This window comes from Alloalcanivorax xenomutans (assembly GCF_900217905.1).
Classification (GTDB): domain Bacteria; phylum Pseudomonadota; class Gammaproteobacteria; order Pseudomonadales; family Alcanivoracaceae; genus Alloalcanivorax; species Alloalcanivorax xenomutans.
In genome coordinates this window covers 1-16,951 of the sequence record NZ_OBMO01000006.1, presented here as the reverse complement: position 1 = coordinate 16,951, position 16,951 = coordinate 1, and the positions used below count along the sequence as shown (strand labels likewise).

The following is a 16,951-nucleotide window of genomic DNA, read 5'->3' as shown; positions in this document are numbered from 1 at the left end:
CTTTGCTTCCATCTCTGCTCCGGTGCCGCCCGGCACGCCACGGCGGTACCGGCATGTTGCTCAGAAACCCTGCCGATTCTGAATCAGCGGACAACACTCCGCGGCCGCCCGGCGGCGTGCCTTCCTGGTCCGTGCCCCGATTCGCTCCGCCGATTGCCCGTGTCGTGCCTTGCGCCCGGCGCGCACAAAAGCGACGACGAACAGCACCGATAGAATCAACACGATGGTGGGCGCCGGCGCGCTGTCGATAAAGAAAGACAGATAAACGCCACTGAAAGCACCGAACACCGCCACCAGCACCGACAGCAGCAACATCGCGCCGAAAGTGCGTGTGAGCAGGAAAACGATGGCGCCAGGCGCGATCAGCAGAGCGATGGCGAGAATCACCCCCACCGCCTGCAGCGCCCCGACGATGGTCATCGAGATCAGCGCCAGCAGCCCGTAATGCAGCCAGCCGGTTTTCAACCCCACCGCCCGAGCCTGGGCCGGATCGAACGCGTGCAGTAAAAGATCCTTCCATTTCAACCCGATCACACCGGTGGTAATCAGTGCGATCAGTGCCGCGGCAAGCAAGTCCGGGCCGGCGACACCAAGCAGGTCGCCGAACAGGATGTGATCGAGATGGACTTCCGACTGGATCTTCACATACAGCACCAGACCCAGCCCGAACATGCCGGCGAATACCACGCCCATCACCGTGTCCTGTTTGACCCGGCTGTGGTGATCGAGAAAGCCGGTGCCGACTGCACACAGCATGCCGGCGATGAAAGCGCCCACCGCGTAAGGAATACCGATCAGGTAGGACACCACCACCCCGGGAAATACCGCGTGGGACATGGCGTCGCCCATTAGCGACCAGCCCTTTAACACTAGAAAACAGGACAGCAGCGCCATGGGTATCGCCATCAGCATGGCGACGATCAAGGCGTTGATCATGAAATCGAACTGAAACGGCGCCAGCAGAGTATCGATCAACGTCATACCGGCTCCGCGCAGTCCCGTGCCGCCCTTTTGCGCGCGGCCAGCAAACCGTGTTTCGGCGCCAACAGAAACACCAGCAGAAAGATCAGCGTCTGCAGCACCACGATCACACCGCCGGTGGCGCCGTCGAGAAAATAACTGGCGTAGGCGCCGGTCAGGCTGGTGAGCGCACCGATCGCCACGGCGATCATCAGCAATCGGGCAAAGCGGTCGGTGAGCAGATAAGCGGTGGCGCCGGGCGTCACCACCATGCAGATCACCAGAAACGCGCCCACGGTCTGTAACGCCGCCACCGTCGACGCCGACAATAAGGTGAAGAACAGGATCTTGAGCCGGGTTGGATTGAGACCGATGGAGCGCGCGTGGCTCTCGTCGAAAAACGTCACCATCAGGTCCTTCCATTTGATCAGCAGCACGGCCAGGGAGACCAGGCCGATCACCGCCAGTTGCAGCGTGTCCGCTGGCGTGATGGCGAGAATGTTGCCCAGCACGATGGTCTGGATGTTCACCGCCGTGGGCGATAGAGAAACCATGAACAGCCCCAACCCGAAGAACGCGGAAAAGATCAAGCCGATCACCGCGTCCTCCCGCAGTTTGGTGCGCTGATTGAGAAACAGCATGGCGGCCGCCGCCAGGCCACCGGAGAAGAACGCGCCGATAAACATGGGCAGCCCGAACAGGTAGGCCCCCGCCACGCCGGGCACGATGGAATGCGACAAGGCGTCACCGATCAGCGACCAGCCTTTGAGCATCAGGAAACAGGACAGAAACGCGCAGACGCCACCGACCAGCGCGGATACCCACATGGCATTGACCATGTAGTGGTAACCGAACGGTTCCAGCAGCAAGGCGCTCATGGGTTATCGCCATTCCCTGCCGCGCGGGCCGAGGCCCGGCCGTCCCTGAGAATCAGCGGCCGCTCGTCGTCGGTGAATACGCCAATCGGGATCGGCATGCCGCTGCCCGCCTCATTGACGACGAAGTGGCGCAGCACACCACCAAACGCCTGCTCCAGATTACGCTGGGTAAACACCTCGCTGGTGAGGCCATGGGCGAGAACGGTACGCTTGATCAGAATGGTGCGATCACAGAACTCCGGCACACTACCGAGATTATGCGTCGAGACCAGCATTACCCGGCCCTCTTCGCGCAGCTCCCGCAGCAGCGCCATGATCTGCTCCTCGGTTTTTACGTCAACGCCGGTGAAGGGCTCGTCGAGCAGAATCACCTGGCCGTCCTGGGCCAGCGCCCGGGCCAGAAACACCCGTTTTTTCTGGCCGCCGGACAGCTCGCCGATCTGCCGTTTGCGGAAGTCGGTCATATTCACCCGCGCCAACGCCGTCTCCACCGCCTGGTGATCGGCGGCCCGGGCCCGGCGCAACAGCCCCATATGGCCGTAGCGTCCCATCATCACCACGTCTTCCACCAACACCGGGAAATTCCAGTCCACCTCTTCCGCCTGCGGCACATAGGCCACCAGATTGCACCGCAACGCCTGCCGGATCGGCATGCCGAGCACGCGAATGTCGCCCCGGGCCAGACGCACGAAGCCCATGATCGATTTGAACAGCGTGGACTTCCCCGAGCCGTTGACACCGACCAGCGCCGCGATGGTGCCACGCGGGATACGGAAGCTGGCGTCACGCAACGCGGTATGGCCGTTGCGGTAGGTCACCGTGGCCTGTTGCACGGCGATCCCCTCTCCGTGCTGGCGGGCGACACATTCGGCGAGGCGGGCGGCAACGGCGTTCATTGAGTCAGTCCTTTGGTAATGGTGGCGGCGGTGACCCGCAGCAGATCCAGATAGGTGGGCACCGGGCCATCCGGGCCGGTGAGGGAATCCACATAGAGCACGCCGCCGTAAGCAGCACAGGTTTCCCGCGCCACCTGACGGGCCGGGGAAGCGGACACGGTGCTTTCGGAAAACACCACCGGGATGTTTTCCGCCCTGACCGTATCAATCACCTTGCGGACCTGCTGGGGCGTGCCCTGCTGATCCGCGTTGATCGGCCACAGATACAGTTCCTTCAGATCAAAATCACGGGCCAGATAAGAGAACGCGCCCTCGCTGGTCACCAGCCAGCGCCGCGCCTCGGGCACCGCCGCCAATTCCTGGCGAATCGGCTCGACCAGCGCCCGGATGCGGGCTTTGTATTGCTCGGCGTTGCGCCGGTAGGTATCCGCGTTGCCCGGGTCGTAACGCACCAGTGCATCACGAATGTTATCCACGTAGATCAACGCCGAAACCGGCGACATCCAGGCGTGAGGATTGGGCTTGCCGCGATAAGGCCCGTCACCGATACCCAGAGGCTCGATGCCGTCCGACACCACCACCCCGGGCACATCCCGTAAATGGCGGAAGAAGCGTTCGAACCACGACTCCAGATTCAAGCCGTTCCAAAGGATCAGATGCGCGCCCTGGGCGCGTTTGATATCACCAGGGGTGGGCTGATAGTTGTGGATCTCCGCCCCCGGTTTGACGATGGACTCCACGGTGGCGGCCTCCCCGGCCACGTTGCGGGCAATGTCGGCGATCACCGTGAAGGTGGTGACCACCTTGAACTTGTCCCCGGCTATCGCCGGCGTCATCGCCGACAGCATGATCAGCGCCGCGCCGATCCCCACAACCAGGACCAGCCGAATCGCCTTGCCAAGCATCACTCAATTCCTCCAATGACCCACGCCGGGTCCGTCCGGATCGTCCTCCCTATAATGAATGAAATTGAGATTCATTTGCAAACAGGAATTACTTGTACTTATTCGACATTGCAGAAGAACAAGACTGCCCTCCACGTACCGCGCCACCACCGGTGCCATTGACTAATCGCTCTGCTCCAATCGCGCCAGCGCCTCACGGATCACGGCGATATCGGTGGGGCGCACCACTCTCGCCATCTCTTCACCGTCGCGCAGAAAAATCAGCGTCGGCCACAGCTTGACCCGGAACGAGCGGCCCAACCGCCGGCCCCGGCCGTCTTCCACCCGGAGATGGTCGGTGGCGGCGTGCTCCAAAACCTCACGGATCAGCGGTTGCGCGGCAAGGCAGTGGCCACACCAGGGCGTGCCGAATTCCAGTACCAGATTTCCCTTGCCGGCATCGATTTCCTCTCGTTCCGGCTCCCGCGCCACAAAGATTTCGTTGTAGCTCATTGCTGATTCTCCTGTTCCAAAGAGGCGCGAAAAGCGTCGACGAAGGCCCGCACCCGGGCCGGAATATAACGTCCTGGCGGATACACCGCATGGATGCCGCCGTCCGGTAACCGCCAGTCCGCCAGCACCCGTACCAGACGGCCGGCCCGGATCTCCGCTTCCGCGGTGGGCTGAGCCATGACCGACAGGCCGGCGCCACGCGCCAGCATTTCCCGCAGGACACCGGTGGCGTTGGTGCGTAACCGGGCCTGCATTTGTACCCTGCATTGCCGTTCGCCTTTGCGAAAGTTCCAGGTCAATGGCGAGCGCAACGGCGTGAAGGCGACCCAGTCATGGTCGCTCAGAGCTTCCGGCGTGGCCGGTGTGCCTCTTTTGCGCAGATACTCCGGCGAGGCCATCAACCATTGCTGAAAGTGGCCCAGCACAGTGGAACGGAGCGTCGAATCCCGTAGCCAACCGAGACGGATCGCCAGATCGATGCCTTCGCGAACCATATCGGTGATCCGGTCGCCGCCGCGTAACTCCACCTGCAATCCCGGGTGCTCGGCACTGAATGCCGCCACCACCGGCGCCAGAGTCTGCATGGCGTAGTCCTCGGGAGCGGAGATCCGCAACTCACCGGTCAAGGTCTGCCGGTCCGCTTCCAGAGTGCCCAGCGCCGCTTCCAGGCCACTCCATAACGGCCGACATTGCTGATAGAACGCCTCGCCGGCCGGGGTCGGCTGCACCTGCCGGGTGGTGCGATGAAACAGGCTCTGGCCCAGGCGCTCCTCAAGACGACGGATCTGCAGGCTGACCCGGGTCTTGGTGCAGCCCAGGCGTTCGGCGGCGGCGGTGAAACTGCCCGCTTCCACCAGGGCGATAAATACCGGCAGGCTGTTGTAGTCGAGATCTTCCACGGCGGCCATGGCCAGCCCCATTGTTATCAATTTAAAAACACTGAATTATTGATTGGGCTGTTTTTCAAATCAATCACCGGTGCCACCATGGCTTTGTTTTCGAGCAATCTCTTCCTCATAAGGAGTTGGTTATGAACATTGCACTGATTGGCGCCAGCGGCTTCATCGGCTCCGCCCTGCTCAACGAGGCCCTGGAAAGGGGCCACCAGGTCACCGCCGTGGTCACTCACCCGGAACGCCTGCCGCAACACGAAAATCTGACGCCGGCGAAAGCGGACGTGATGGACAGCGAAGCCCTGGCCAAGGTGCTGGCCGGCCATGACGCCGTGATCAGCGCGTTCAGCGGGCATGCCCAGGACGACGTCTATGGCTACTACATCAAGGGCGTGGAATCGATCCTGCGCGCCCTTGATAGCGTCGACGCCAAGCGCTTCCTGATCGTCGGCGGGGCCGCGTCACTGGAAGTGGCTCCTGGCAAGCTGCTGTTCGATACGCCGGAGTTTCCGGAGCAGTACAAGGCCACCGCCCAGGGCGCCAAGGCGGCTCTGGAACTGTTGCGCGGCCAGAGCGAACAGACCTGGACCATGCTGTCCCCGGCGGCGGAGATCTTCCCTGGCGAGCGCACCGGACGATTTCAGCTCGGCGGCGACCAGTTGATCACCGATCAGGACGGCAACAGCCGCATTTCGGTGCAGGACTACGCGGTAGCCATGATCGACGAACTGGAAAACCCACAACACCGGGATCAGCGCTTTACCCTGGGCTATGTCTGATCAGATATTGGCGCCACCGTCCATGGCGAACTCCGAGCCGGTCACCGAGCGGGCCTCGGGGCCGGCCAGCCAGGACACCAGCGCCGCCAGATGATCGGGGTCGTTGTAGCGGGGAATCGCCATGAGCGCCCGCTGGCCATCGGCATGGTCGCCGCCCGCGGGGTTCATATCGGTGTCGGTGGACCCCGGATGCACCACGTTGGCGGTGATACCACGCTCACCCAGATCCCGGGCCAGCGCCTTGGTGAAACCGATCAATGCCGCCTTGCTCATGGAGTACAAAGTCAGCCCCGCCCAGGGCACCCGTACCGCCAGGCTGCTGCCCAGATTGATCACCCGTCCCCCCTCCGGCAGCAGGTCCACCGCCGCCCGGGTGGCGACGAACACCGCCTGGGTGTTCACCTCCATGACCCGCCGATAATCCTCCAGGGTCAGTTCGCTGATCGGGCGCATCTCGAAAATGCCGGCGTTGTTGACCAGGATATCCAACCCGCCAAGAGCGTCCGCCGCCTCACGCACCGCCGCCGCCAGAGTCTCACTGTCGCGGTTGTCGGCACGTAACGCCAGCGCCCGCCCGCCTCTGCTTTCGATATCCGCCACCACCGCCTCGGCAGCGGCCGGCTGGCTGGTGTAGGTGATCGCCACCCGGGCGCCGTCGGCGGCAAGGCGACGGGCGATGGCGGCCCCGATACCCCGGCTGCCACCGGTCACCAAGGCCACTTTACCGTTCAAATCCGTCATGACTCTCTCCAAATATGTAGTGATCAATACAAATAAAAAATGACGTGCGGAATCGACGCCGTCAAGTTATTTTTTATTGATCGATACATAAAAAGGAGCCCCCATGCCACCCCGCGGCAGACCCCGCAACTTCGACCGGGAAACGGTATTGCGCAAGGCACTGGACGTGTTCTGGCGCAAAGGCTTCGAACACGCCTCCATGGCCGACCTCACCGCCGCCATGGGGCTGAACCCGCCCAGCCTGTATGCCGCCTTCGGCAGCAAGGAGGGGTTATTCCGCGAAGTCCTGGAGCTGTACCGGCGGCACGGCGGCAGCGGCATCTGGGAACCGGTGGCGGACAGCGCCAGTGCCCGTGAGGCGGTGGCTCATGTGTTGCGCCAATCGGCTCGGGCGTTCAGTCATGAAGACCGTCCGCCAGGCTGTCTGATCGTACTCGCCGCGCCGCAATCGGAGGGCGCCAGTCCAGCCATTTGCGAAATATTGAGGGAGCACCGGACGCGCAACATCAGCGTCCTGCGGGAGCGCTTCGAACGGGCTGCCGCCGACGGTGAACTGGCGCCGGAAACGGATTGCCAGGCCCTGGCGACATACCTGGCGACGCTGCAGCACGGCATGTCGATCCTGGCACGCGATGGCGCCGACGGCGCCACCCTGATGAGCGTGGCGGATACCGGCCTGGCCGCCTGGGACGCCCTGATCAGCCGGCCGCCAGCACCCGCGCCAGATCCGCACTGAAATGGCTCGCCACCTCCGGCTCCAGTCCGGTCACGGTGACGCGCAAAGCGCCGGCGCCGGCGCCAAGACGGAAAGGCCGGTCATCGCGCACCAGCCAACCCCGCCGAGCCAGCGCCGCGGTGACCGGCGCCGCCGGCCCCGGCAGCGGTATCCATAGATTGAGACCATCGCCGTCCCACGGACACAGCCCCTGATCCCGCAGAGCCCGTGACAAGGTATCCCGGCGCCGCCGGTAATCGGCGGCGGCCTCCGTCACCCGCGCCATTACCGCGCTGCTCTCCAGGCACGATGCCACCATATCCTGCAGCAAATGGCTGACCCAGGCGGTACCGGAGGCCAGCCGCTGGCCAAGCCGGCTGGCGCTGTCCTCATCGCTGACCACCAGCGCCAGACGCAGATCCGGTCCAAAACACTTTGATACCGAGCGTACCACTGCCCAATGCCGGCTCCGCGACGACGCCAGTGGCTGGTATTCCGCCCGCGACAACGGGGCGAAGTGATCGTCCTCGATCACCAGCACGTCCGGATATTCGGCCAGCACCTGGCGCAATGCCGCGGCCCGACCCGCGCTGAGGTTGCACCCGGTGGGGTTGTGGGCGCGCGGTGTGCACAAAACGGCACGGGCGCCGCTGGCGAGGGCCTGACGCAAGCCATCCACGGTCATGCCTTCCCCGTCCACCGGCACGCCCATGGGACGCAGGCCCAGTAAACGCAGCGTATGGATGCTGCTGAGGAAACAGGGATCTTCCACCGCCACCGGATCGGCGGGCACCAGATGGGCGGTCAGCAGCCGTTCGATGGCGTCCACCGCTCCGTGGGTCACGGTCAGCACCGGATCTGGACAGGGCACGTCCCGGAACCAAGGCTCCGCCAGGGCCGCCAATCGGGGCGACACCGGTGGCTCACCGTACAGGCGCGGTTGCCCGGACAGCGCCGCCGCCAGGGCGCGCGGGTCCGGCAACCAGCGCGGGTCCGGATTACCGCTGGCGAGATCCATCAACGGCGAGTCCGGTGCCGCGCCTTCCCGTGGGCCCGGTGCCGCAGGCTCTCGAATCAGCGTCCCCAACCGCCCCCGGGTTTCCGCCACGCCAACCACCACCAGCCGCTTGTAGGCAGCAGCCACGGTATTGCGGTTCACGCCCAGCCGCGCCGCCAGTTCCCGCACCGGCGGCAGCGCCTGGCCCGGTTCCAGGGCACCGCTTCGCACCTCGGCCCGCACGCTGTCGACGATCTCCGCCGCGCTTTGTCCCGTAATCGCCATTTTTTGTCCTATGACAATATGGATTTTGACCTGTGACAATCATAAACTAAGCACTCTCCAAGTGCCCATGGGAGCCCGGTGATGACACCAGACCCAACCCAAACGCCCCCTTCATCCTACCCGCCAGCGGCAACGGAGGCGCGGATTCGCGCCAATCTGGCGTCGGTGCGCCGGCGCATCGACGATGCCTGTTACCGGTGCGGCCGGGACCCGGCCACGGTACGCCTGCTGCCAGTGAGCAAGACCGTGGCGGTGGAACGGCTGCGGCTGGCCTACGCCGCCGGTTGCCGGGAACTGGGCGAGAACAAGGTTCAGGAAGCCCGCCATAAACATCAGACGCTGGCGGATCTGACCGACCTGCGCTGGTCGGTGATCGGCCATCTGCAGACCAACAAGGCCCGCTACGTGGCTCGTTTCGCCAGCGAATTTCAGGCCCTGGACAGCATCCGGGTGGCCGAGGCACTGGAACGCCGGTTGCAGCAGGAAGGCCGTGCCCTGGACGTCATGGTGCAGGTGAACACCTCCGGCGAGGACAGCAAATATGGCCTGGCGCCGGATCAGGTGGCGCCATTTCTGAAGGCATTGACGCCGTTCTCCTGCCTGCGGGTCCGAGGCCTGATGACCCTGGCGTTGTGGTCGTCCGACACCGACCGGGTGCGCGCCTGCTTCGTCCGGTTGCGCCAGTTGCGGGACCAACTACGCCAGAGCGCGCCGGACCGGATCGATCTGACGCACTTATCCATGGGCATGTCCGGCGACTTTGAAACCGCCATCGAGGAAGGCGCCACCGTGGTTCGGGTGGGTCAGGCCATCTTCGGCGCGCGTCCCCTGCCCGACAGTCACTACTGGCCGGACGCGGCTTCTTCTCCCACACCGCAAGCGGAGCAAACCCAATGACGATGAACACCGCCGTGGCCCTGCGCCACCTGGCTTTCGAGGATCTGGGCACGCTCGAACCCCTGCTGCGCGAATGGGGTTGGCAAATCCAATACCGCGATATCGGCGTGGACACCCTCGAGGATTTATTCGATGCCCCGCCTGGCCTGCTGATCGTACTCGGCGGTCCGATCGGCGCTTTCGACGACCGTCTCTATCCGTATCTGCAATCCGAGCTGGCCCTGATCAGCGAACGTCTGCGACAACGGCAGCCGTTGCTCGGCATCTGTCTCGGCGCGCAATTGATGGCCCGGGCCCTGGGCGGCCGGATCAGCGCCATGCCGGAAAAGGAAATCGGTTTCGCGCCCGTTCAACTGACCCGCGCCGGCCTGGCCTCGCCGCTGACCGCTCTGGAAGACGTGCCGGTGTTGCATTGGCACGGCGACCGGATTCAATTGCCGGCGGCCGTGTCCAGTCTGGCCACGACGACGCCTTGCCCGACCCAGGCGTTCGCCGCCGGCCACCACGCGCTGGGCCTGCAGTTTCACATCGAAGCGGACCCGGAAAAGCTGGAGCGCTGGCTGATCGGCCACACCCTGGAACTGTCGGGGGCCGGCATTGATCTGGAACAGTTGCGCCGGGACGCCGCGGAACACGGCCATTCTCTGATTCGGGCGGCGCGACGGCTGATGACTCAGTGGCGGGATCAATGGGAGCAAAAACAATGACGCAGTACCGTTTGACCATCCACCACCGGGGCCGGCTGTTGGGGCATTTCGAAACCGATAGCGCCGACGCCAGGGCGGCCATGGAACAGGTGCGAGGCTGCTTCTCCGAAGCCTCCGGCTACCAGCTCTCCGTCCAGGTGGCGAACGAGGAATACCGTTTGCTGGAAAGCGGGCCCGACGGTTTGAGGGTTCTCGGCCGCCGGCCCTTGTACCAGCCACTCCCCGGGGAAGCCTGATCAGGTTCCGGTACCGCCCAGCATGGCCAATAGCCGCTGGCTGAGAAAGCGCCCCACCTCCTCGCTGTCCCCACCGCGGGCGATGAGGTCATCGGCCAGACCGTGCATGCTCCAGAACGCGATGACCGCCAGCCGCCGCCAATCCGCCTGAGGCCAGGCGCCGGCTTCACCGCCGGCGCGCAGAATCGCCTCCACCTGATCCAGCACCTGGTTCAGATCAGGGTCACTGCGATCATGATAGTGATCGGCGTACACCAGATCGTGCAGCCGAAAGTCCTCGACGCAGATCGACAGGCTGCGCTGGCACCAGGCGCTGAGCCGGCCGCGCCAGTCGTCTTCGGCACAGGCTTCCACCGCTTCCGACACCCGTTCCAGGAAACGACGGGCGAAGCGCTCGCGAAGTGCCGGCAACAAGTCCGTTTTGGTGTTGAAGTAATGGTAGAAAGTGCCCTTGGCGACACCGGCCCGTTCGACGATATCGTCCACCGTGGTGGCCTTCATACCCTTTTCCAGAAACAACACCTGGGCCGCACTGACCAATTCATCCAGACGTACTTCCGCGGGCTTCACCTGCCGCTGCCGTTGCTTGGTTTTCAAGGGACTTCCTTCCATTAGCGCCTTCCACGCGAGAACACCATCGCCCGTCAGTGTATCCGTTCACGCCGGATCGTCCCAGGAAACCGCCTCCGCCGTCCCATGTGTCGCTAATGCAATCATAAAAGCGCTATATTCACTCCACTTGTCGAGCGATACGAACAATGGAGGCGCGCCCTGGACCGGTTGGAACTGCTCAGAATCTTCGTGCGTGTGGTGGACTGCGGCAACTTCACCCGTGCCGCGGAAACCCTGCCGCTGCCGCGCTCGTCGGTGTCCGGCGCGATCAAAACGCTGGAACAGCGTGTCGGCGCGCGGCTGCTGCATCGCACCACACGCCAGGTCACCGTCACCGAGGAAGGGCATCGTTTCTACGATCGTTGTGTGCGCCTGCTTGCCGATTACGAAGAAACCGAGGAGCTGTTCCGCCCCGGCAAGGCCCCGGCCGGCCGCATCCGCGTCAATGTGCCGGCCCGTATCGGCCGGCTGGTCCTGGCTCCGGCGCTACCGGCCTTTCTTGACCGCTATCCGGATATCAAGGTGGATCTGTGCGTGGCCGACCGCCAGGTGGACCTGGTGCAGGAAGCGGTGGACTGTGTCATCCGCGTCGGTCCACTGGCCGACTCCTCGTTGATCGCCCGGCCGTTGGGGCAATTGGAGCTGATCAATTGCGCCAGCCCGGCGTACCTGCGGCGCCATGGTACACCGCGTACAGTGGAAGAACTGCCGTCACATCGGGCGGTGCACTATATCGCGCCCAGCCAGGGCCGCCCCGAGCCCTGGGAGTATCTGCGCGATGGTGAATACCACCAGGTGGAGATACCCGGCGCCGTGGCGGTGAACAACACCGAGTTGTATATCGCCTGCTGCCGGGCCGGGCTGGGTATGATCCAGGTGCCGGCCTACGATGTTCGCGAGGATCTGGAAAACGGTCTGCTCCGCGAAGTGCTCCCCGAGTGGCGGGCGGAGCCCATGGACATCACTTTGCTGTATCCGCAGCGCCTGCATCTGTCGCACCGCTTCCAGGTGTTTTCCCAGTGGCTGGAAACGGTGATCGGCGAACGCCTGCGCCCCGCGCCCCGGCGTTAAGAGTGTTCATCCCGCGCGTACACCACCAGACGCAGATGGCGATCCTCGTCCACGATCAGGGTGGTGTGCTGGTAGCGCTGGACTTGCCCATCGCGAAACAACTCCCGGCTGCCCGTGCACGGCGCTTGCACGTCCTGGCCGGGCCACCATTGGCGGAATTCCGGCGAGGCCCGTTCCAATTGCCGAACCAGATCGGTGATGCTGGGATCGGTGGTGGCGCGCACGAAATCACGGCGGAAGCTGGCCAGCATGCGCGGCGCTTGTTCGGCCCAGTTCACGAACACGCCGCGAAGGTCCTCGGCGGTGAACAACAGCCACAGCAGATTGCGCTGCCCCGCCGGCCGCTGCTCGAAATCAAACAGGGTCTGGGCCGCCGCGTTCCAGGCCAGCACATCCCAGCGCAAATTGAGCACGTAAGCCGGATGGTGGGGCCAGTCGTCCATTAAACGCCGTACCAGCGGGGGCACCGAGCACCAGGTTTTGCCCGGTTCCACCGGCGGCCGGTTCTGTGCCAGCAAAAACAGATGGCGGCGCTGGGCGCCGTCCAGTTTGAGCACCCGGGCGATACGTTCCAGCACCGGCGCGGACACGCCGATGTCACGCCCCTGTTCCAGCCAGGTGTACCAGGTCACTCCGACTCCGGCGAGCGTGGCCACTTCCTCACGGCGCAAACCGGGCGTGCGCCGGCGTCCACTGTCCGCCAGCCCCACCTGCTCCGGAGTGATCGCCTCCCGGCGGGCGCGCAGAAAAGCGGCCAGTTCCCGGCGTGTGCGCTGCAGCCTTGGCGTGGCCATGGGGGTTACCTCTTGTAATAGGATAAACAGCTAAATTGTAATGCGATAAAGGGTCGCCAGAATAGCTCCTCTTCAACCACAAGAGGAGACCATGATGGCATCCCGTTCCCCCCTTGCTTCGTCCCTTCCCCATGGCAAGGGCATTCCCGGTCTACCGCTATTGTTGCTCGGCGGCTTTGTCACCATTTTTGATCTGTTCGTGGTCAATGTGGCGATCCCCAGCATGCAGCGGGACCTGGGTGCCAGTTTCACGCAAATCGGCTTCGTGCTGGCTGGCTATGAACTGGCCTTCGGCGCTCTGCTCATCACCGGCGGCCGTCTCGGCGACCGCTTTGGACGGCGGCGTCTGTATCTCTGGGGGATGACGCTTTTCACCCTGGCTTCTCTGCTGTGCGGCATCGCCCCCACGGCGGAAGCGCTGATCGCCGCCCGGGTGTTCCAGGGCGGTGCCGCTGCTCTGCTCTTTCCGCAGATCTACGCCTCTCTGCGCGTGCTCTACGACGCCGACACTCAGCGCCGGGCGTTTGCCTGGCTGGGCATGACACTGGGGTTTGCGGCCATTGCCGGGCAAGTGCTGGGCGGCTGGCTGGTGCATCTGGACCTGGCCGGTCTGGGCTGGCGCACCATCTTTCTGATCAATCTCCCCATCGGGCTGCTGACACTGCTGTTCGGCGGGCGCGTGGCCGAATCCCGCCTGGAGCAGCGGCCGGATCTGGATGGTGTCGGTGTACTGCTGGTGGCCGCCGGTTTGACACTGTTGCTGGTAGCACTACTGGAAGGCCCGGCCCGGCACTGGCCGCTGTGGTGCTGGGGCGCGCTGGTACTATCCGGCCTGTTGCTGGCGCAATTCAGTCTTCAGCAACGTCGCCGGCAACGCCGGGGGCTTCTCCCTCTGGTGGATATGACGCTACTGCGACAACCGGCTTTCGCCCTGGGCTGTGTGCTGGTCACACTGATTTATTCCACCTCCAGCTCCTTCTTCCTGTGCTTCGCGCTACTGGTGCAAACCGGGCTGGGGCTGGATCCGTTCCAGGCCGGGGCGCTGTTCGCACCGGCCAGTGCTGGTTTCATGGCGTCGTCATTGCTGGCTTCACGCTGGGTATCACGCTATGGCGCCACGACACTGGTAGCCGGGGGTGGTCTTTACGCGGTTTCCCTGGGCTTACTGATCATGCAGGTGAAGTGGACAGCGGAGGGAGGCCTGTTGGCTTGGTGGATTCCGGCATTGATCGCGGTGGGCTTTGGTCAGGGCCTGGTAATGACCCCGTTGCTGAATCTGATTCTTGGGGTGGTGCCGCGGCGGCAGGCGGGCATGGCCTCCGGGGTGATCTCCACACTGCAACAGGTGGGCGCCGCCCTCGGCGTCTGCGCCATGGGCATGCTGTTCCTCGGCACTTTGCGGGCCGCCCCGGCGGCGGAGCCTGCCGCCGCCCACGTGGACGCGTTCGTCGTTGCCATGTTGTACAACCTGACGGCGGCGGTGGTGTCCTGTGTGTTGTTGCAGCGGCTGCGCAGGTTGGGGCATAACGCCTGACGCCCAAAAATGGAAACCGCGCCCACCATCCCTATCGGCGGGCGCTTACCGTCGGCTGATTTCGTTATTTTCTTTTTTCTTCTTCCCTTTGTCGTAGTGCCACTTGATGGCGAAGAACATGCCCGTGCCGAACACGACAATCTTGAACGTAAAGAAAACTATAGGGATCCAATTCATCATTCGGAGTCTTTCCAGTCCATGACTTGACACTGTCTATCGTGAGGGGCGCCTCAACGGGTAGCGCCACTTGTTCGGACAGTGTTCCGGGATTTTCGAGTGGAACGCGCCAGGCAATCGTGCTGCCGTTTTAATTGCGGGCAGCGTCGCGAAGTATGCCTCATCCGGGGTTTGATCGGCCAGGACCGCGTGTGATATCAAGCGCTCTTCACAACACCCGAACGTCCACCACCGTGGACCAGGCGGTGAGCAGCAACAGCAGCGCCATGGCGCGGTTAAACCAGCGCAGGCGCCCCGGTGATCGGGTCCAGGCGGCGGCTTTGATGCCCAGCCAGGCCCAGGTCGCCATGCACGGCAACGCCACCAGAAAGAAGATCAGCGACAACAAAGCCACGCGACCGCCCTGCCCGGCGCCCGGGGTGACGAACACCCCCATGACCGCCAGCGCCATCATCCAGACTTTCGGATTCACTAGTTGCAGGGTGGCGGCCACGGTGAAGCCACGGCCGCGGCCGAGCACCCGTTCGTCGTCACCAAGGGAATCGCTGCGGAACAGATGCCAGGCCATCCAGCTCAGCCAGGCCACACCCGTCCAGGCGATGGCCCGCTGGATCTGGGGGTGCTCCGCCAGGGAGCGGGTCAGGCCGCTGCCGACCAACAGCACGATGGTGGCGGCGGCGGCGCAGCCGCCGATCACCATGGGCAGCGCCGAAGGCCAGCCATGACGGGAAGCGTTGCTCATCACCAGAACATTAGTGGGACCGGGCGTGATCGAGGCGACAAAGGCAAACAGAAAAAACGCGACCAGGGATTCCATGACACCAACCCTCAACCAGATGGGAGGGCTATCGTCGCGTAGCGGCCGTTGTCAGTCTGGAAGCTTTGAGCAACGATTACGGTAATAGGCCGGCGTCATCGCATAAGCACGGCGAAACCAGCGTCCAAGATGACTTTGATCGGCGAACCCGGTGGCCGCCGCCACTTCCGCCGGTGTTTCGCCCCGAGCCAGCAAGCGGCGGGCTTCGACCAGACGCAGTTGCACCAGATAAGCGTGCGGCGACATGCCGAACGCCGCTTTAAAGGCCCGCGTGATACGGAAACGGTCGCAGCCGAGCGCCCGCGCCACGTCGTCCATGCCGATATCCTCGGCAATATGAGCATGCAGGAATTCCCGCGTCTTCGCCGCCAGCAACGGCATCGCCGGATGCGGCTGCGGCCGGCGCCGCCATTGCACATGGCAGGTCAGCCGCTCCAGCAGCGTATCCAACGCCGCCTGCCGGGTGATACGAAAATCGCCGTGATGCATCACATCGAAAGCAGTACCGATGGCGCGAGCCAGCCGCACGTCGCTGCTCATGGCATCCTGAAACGCCATGCGGTAATGATCGGGGCGCTGTTCGAACAATCCTCCCAACCGCTGATGCAGCCATTGCGGATCAATGTACAGTAGCCGGTAGGTAAAGCCTTCCGGCGTCGGCCCGTGGCCGTCATGGACATCACCGGGTTCCAGCAGAATCACTTTACCTGGTGTGCTCTCATGGCGGGTGCGCCCCAGATGAAACCGCTGCACGCCCTGTTCGGTGAGCCCGATGGCATAGGTATCATGCCAATGCGGATCGTAGGCGTGACCTTCGAAATGGGCGCGCAAACTCTCGATCCCGGTTTCCGGATCGCGAGACAGATCAACCCAATTGGTGGACGTCATTGCCGTTCCTTGCCACTGTCTGGAGCGGATTCGCCCCGTGGTGTCATTACTATTACAGAAACAGGTACAGAAATAGATACAGAAATCGGTTAGTGCAATTGATCATCAATACAACCCCGGACGGGGGTGCGTCTGGAACATTTGTGCAGCGCCCCTCTACTCTTCAGTGGTATCAGCATCCCATGGGAATAAAAAATGAAATTTCTCTGTCTGGCCTATGAAGCGGAACAGGCTCTCACCGATCTGACGCGGGAACAATGGCAGGCGCTGCGCCAGGAAACGCTGGACTATGTGGAAACCTTGCGCGCCGGGGGGCACCTGGTCGACACCCACGCCCTGCAAAGCGCGCGTCGGGCCAAAACCACCCGCGTCCGTGGCGGCAAGGTCTCGGTCACCGATGGTCCATTCGCGGAAACCAAGGAGCAGCTGGGCGGCTTTTTCCTGATCGAAGCACAGGATTTCGATGAAGCCCTGCGCCTGGCCCAGGGCTGGCCGTCGGCGCGGCTGGGCACGATTGAAGTGAGGCCGATCGAGGAGGCACTGCGCGAGGAAGGGCGGTATTGAAGGAGCTCTACGAAACCACTGTGGGAGATTCTATGGTGCCCTGCAACGCTTAAAAGAGCTTTGCGGGGCAATATTCTTGTTGCTGCTTCATCAGGGCGAAGGCGGTGCGGGCG

The 16,951-nt window shown here is 63.6% G+C and carries 21 protein-coding genes; 9 read left to right on the top strand and 12 right to left on the bottom strand.

What is annotated here, in order from left to right; all coding sequences use genetic code 11:
* Nucleotides 1–60: 60 nt before the first annotated feature.
* The 6 genes from CRO06_RS05910 to CRO06_RS05885 all read right to left on the bottom strand — a co-directional run bounded on the left by CRO06_RS05910 (nucleotide 61) and on the right by CRO06_RS05885 (nucleotide 5,039).
* Nucleotides 61–981 (bottom strand): metal ABC transporter permease, encoded by a 921-nt coding sequence (locus CRO06_RS05910; RefSeq protein WP_097057980.1) that lies wholly within the window; start codon nucleotides 979–981, stop codon nucleotides 61–63.
* Nucleotides 978–1,838 carry a metal ABC transporter permease gene (locus tag CRO06_RS05905; protein ID WP_097057979.1) on the bottom strand — a complete coding sequence of 287 codons (861 nt, stop codon included), beginning with the start codon at nucleotides 1,836–1,838 and terminating at the stop codon, nucleotides 978–980. Before CRO06_RS05905 ends, CRO06_RS05910 begins: the two co-directional genes overlap by 4 nt.
* Complete coding sequence (locus CRO06_RS05900) at nucleotides 1,835–2,734, bottom strand: manganese/iron ABC transporter ATP-binding protein (RefSeq protein WP_022995467.1); 900 nt, start codon at nucleotides 2,732–2,734, stop codon at nucleotides 1,835–1,837. Before CRO06_RS05900 ends, CRO06_RS05905 begins: the two co-directional genes overlap by 4 nt.
* Nucleotides 2,731–3,639 carry a metal ABC transporter substrate-binding protein gene (locus CRO06_RS05895; protein WP_097057978.1) on the bottom strand — a complete coding sequence of 303 codons (909 nt, stop codon included), beginning with the start codon at nucleotides 3,637–3,639 and terminating at the stop codon, nucleotides 2,731–2,733. Before CRO06_RS05895 ends, CRO06_RS05900 begins: the two co-directional genes overlap by 4 nt.
* Before the next feature lie 162 nt (nucleotides 3,640–3,801).
* The gene (locus CRO06_RS05890) at nucleotides 3,802–4,131 is read right to left on the bottom strand and encodes a thioredoxin family protein (protein WP_097057977.1); all 330 of its coding nucleotides are present in this window, start codon (nucleotides 4,129–4,131) and stop codon (nucleotides 3,802–3,804) included.
* The gene (locus tag CRO06_RS05885; protein WP_026949037.1) at nucleotides 4,128–5,039 is read right to left on the bottom strand and encodes a LysR family transcriptional regulator; all 912 of its coding nucleotides are present in this window, start codon (nucleotides 5,037–5,039) and stop codon (nucleotides 4,128–4,130) included. Before CRO06_RS05885 ends, CRO06_RS05890 begins: the two co-directional genes overlap by 4 nt.
* A gap of 122 nt (nucleotides 5,040–5,161) precedes the next feature.
* Here CRO06_RS05885 and CRO06_RS05880 point away from each other — a divergent pair, with 122 nt between their 5' ends.
* Nucleotides 5,162–5,803, top strand: a complete 642-nt coding sequence (locus tag CRO06_RS05880) for an NAD(P)-dependent oxidoreductase (protein ID WP_097057975.1) — start codon at nucleotides 5,162–5,164, stop codon at nucleotides 5,801–5,803.
* Here the strand turns inward: CRO06_RS05880 and CRO06_RS05875 are convergent, their stop codons facing one another.
* Nucleotides 5,804–6,544 carry an SDR family NAD(P)-dependent oxidoreductase gene (locus tag CRO06_RS05875; RefSeq protein ID WP_022995462.1) on the bottom strand — a complete coding sequence of 247 codons (741 nt, stop codon included), beginning with the start codon at nucleotides 6,542–6,544 and terminating at the stop codon, nucleotides 5,804–5,806.
* Between the two features lie 103 nt (nucleotides 6,545–6,647).
* Here CRO06_RS05875 and CRO06_RS05870 point away from each other — a divergent pair, with 103 nt between their 5' ends.
* The gene (locus CRO06_RS05870; RefSeq protein WP_097057974.1) at nucleotides 6,648–7,280 is read left to right on the top strand and encodes a TetR/AcrR family transcriptional regulator; all 633 of its coding nucleotides are present in this window, start codon (nucleotides 6,648–6,650) and stop codon (nucleotides 7,278–7,280) included.
* On the opposite strand, the gene ptsJ is transcribed toward CRO06_RS05870, so the two are convergent.
* Entirely contained in the window at nucleotides 7,243–8,541 is a 1,299-nt protein-coding gene (gene ptsJ / locus CRO06_RS05865) for a MocR-like B6 salvage transcription factor PtsJ (RefSeq protein ID WP_022995460.1), read from the bottom strand. The genes CRO06_RS05870 and ptsJ overlap by 38 nt on opposite strands.
* Nucleotides 8,542–8,622: 81 nt before the next feature.
* Here ptsJ and CRO06_RS05860 point away from each other — a divergent pair, with 81 nt between their 5' ends.
* The 3 genes from CRO06_RS05860 to CRO06_RS05850 are packed head-to-tail and all read left to right on the top strand — an operon-like array spanning nucleotide 8,623 to nucleotide 10,381.
* Complete coding sequence (locus tag CRO06_RS05860; RefSeq protein ID WP_031228364.1) at nucleotides 8,623–9,438, top strand: YggS family pyridoxal phosphate-dependent enzyme; 816 nt, start codon at nucleotides 8,623–8,625, stop codon at nucleotides 9,436–9,438.
* Nucleotides 9,435–10,145 carry a glutamine amidotransferase gene (locus CRO06_RS05855; protein ID WP_022995458.1) on the top strand — a complete coding sequence of 237 codons (711 nt, stop codon included), beginning with the start codon at nucleotides 9,435–9,437 and terminating at the stop codon, nucleotides 10,143–10,145. The genes CRO06_RS05860 and CRO06_RS05855 overlap by 4 nt, the downstream gene beginning before the upstream one ends.
* On the top strand, nucleotides 10,142–10,381 hold the full coding sequence (locus CRO06_RS05850; RefSeq protein WP_022995457.1) for a hypothetical protein: 240 nt from the start codon (nucleotides 10,142–10,144) through the stop codon (nucleotides 10,379–10,381). Before CRO06_RS05855 ends, CRO06_RS05850 begins: the two co-directional genes overlap by 4 nt.
* Here CRO06_RS05850 and CRO06_RS05845 read toward each other — a convergent pair whose 3' ends face one another.
* Entirely contained in the window at nucleotides 10,382–10,978 is a 597-nt protein-coding gene (locus tag CRO06_RS05845) for a TetR/AcrR family transcriptional regulator (RefSeq protein ID WP_026949040.1), read from the bottom strand.
* A gap of 183 nt (nucleotides 10,979–11,161) precedes the next feature.
* Between CRO06_RS05845 and CRO06_RS05840 the strand changes: the two genes are divergently transcribed.
* Complete coding sequence (locus CRO06_RS05840) at nucleotides 11,162–12,064, top strand: LysR family transcriptional regulator (protein ID WP_244902780.1); 903 nt, start codon at nucleotides 11,162–11,164, stop codon at nucleotides 12,062–12,064.
* Here CRO06_RS05840 and CRO06_RS05835 read toward each other — a convergent pair.
* Complete coding sequence (locus tag CRO06_RS05835; RefSeq protein WP_097057972.1) at nucleotides 12,061–12,858, bottom strand: helix-turn-helix transcriptional regulator; 798 nt, start codon at nucleotides 12,856–12,858, stop codon at nucleotides 12,061–12,063. The genes CRO06_RS05840 and CRO06_RS05835 overlap by 4 nt on opposite strands.
* A 94-nt stretch (nucleotides 12,859–12,952) precedes the next feature.
* Here CRO06_RS05835 and CRO06_RS05830 point away from each other — a divergent pair, with 94 nt between their 5' ends.
* On the top strand, nucleotides 12,953–14,392 hold the full coding sequence (locus tag CRO06_RS05830) for an MFS transporter (RefSeq protein WP_097057971.1): 1,440 nt from the start codon (nucleotides 12,953–12,955) through the stop codon (nucleotides 14,390–14,392).
* Between the two features lie 9 nt (nucleotides 14,393–14,401).
* Nucleotides 14,402–14,599 (top strand): hypothetical protein, encoded by a 198-nt coding sequence (locus CRO06_RS20025; protein WP_157367616.1) that lies wholly within the window; start codon nucleotides 14,402–14,404, stop codon nucleotides 14,597–14,599.
* Nucleotides 14,600–14,777: 178 nt separating this feature from the next.
* Here the strand turns inward: CRO06_RS20025 and CRO06_RS05820 are convergent, their stop codons facing one another.
* Nucleotides 14,778–15,386, bottom strand: coding sequence for a LysE family translocator (locus tag CRO06_RS05820; protein WP_097057970.1), 609 nt, complete (start codon nucleotides 15,384–15,386; stop codon nucleotides 14,778–14,780).
* A 51-nt stretch (nucleotides 15,387–15,437) separates the two neighbouring features.
* Nucleotides 15,438–16,274: an AraC family transcriptional regulator gene (locus CRO06_RS05815; protein ID WP_022995450.1), complete on the bottom strand. Its 837-nt coding sequence runs from the start codon at nucleotides 16,272–16,274 to the stop codon at nucleotides 15,438–15,440.
* A 195-nt stretch (nucleotides 16,275–16,469) separates the two neighbouring features.
* On the opposite strand from CRO06_RS05815, the gene CRO06_RS05810 reads away from it, so the two are divergent.
* Entirely contained in the window at nucleotides 16,470–16,838 is a 369-nt protein-coding gene (locus CRO06_RS05810) for a YciI family protein (protein WP_022995449.1), read from the top strand.
* Nucleotides 16,839–16,951 lie beyond the last annotated feature (113 nt).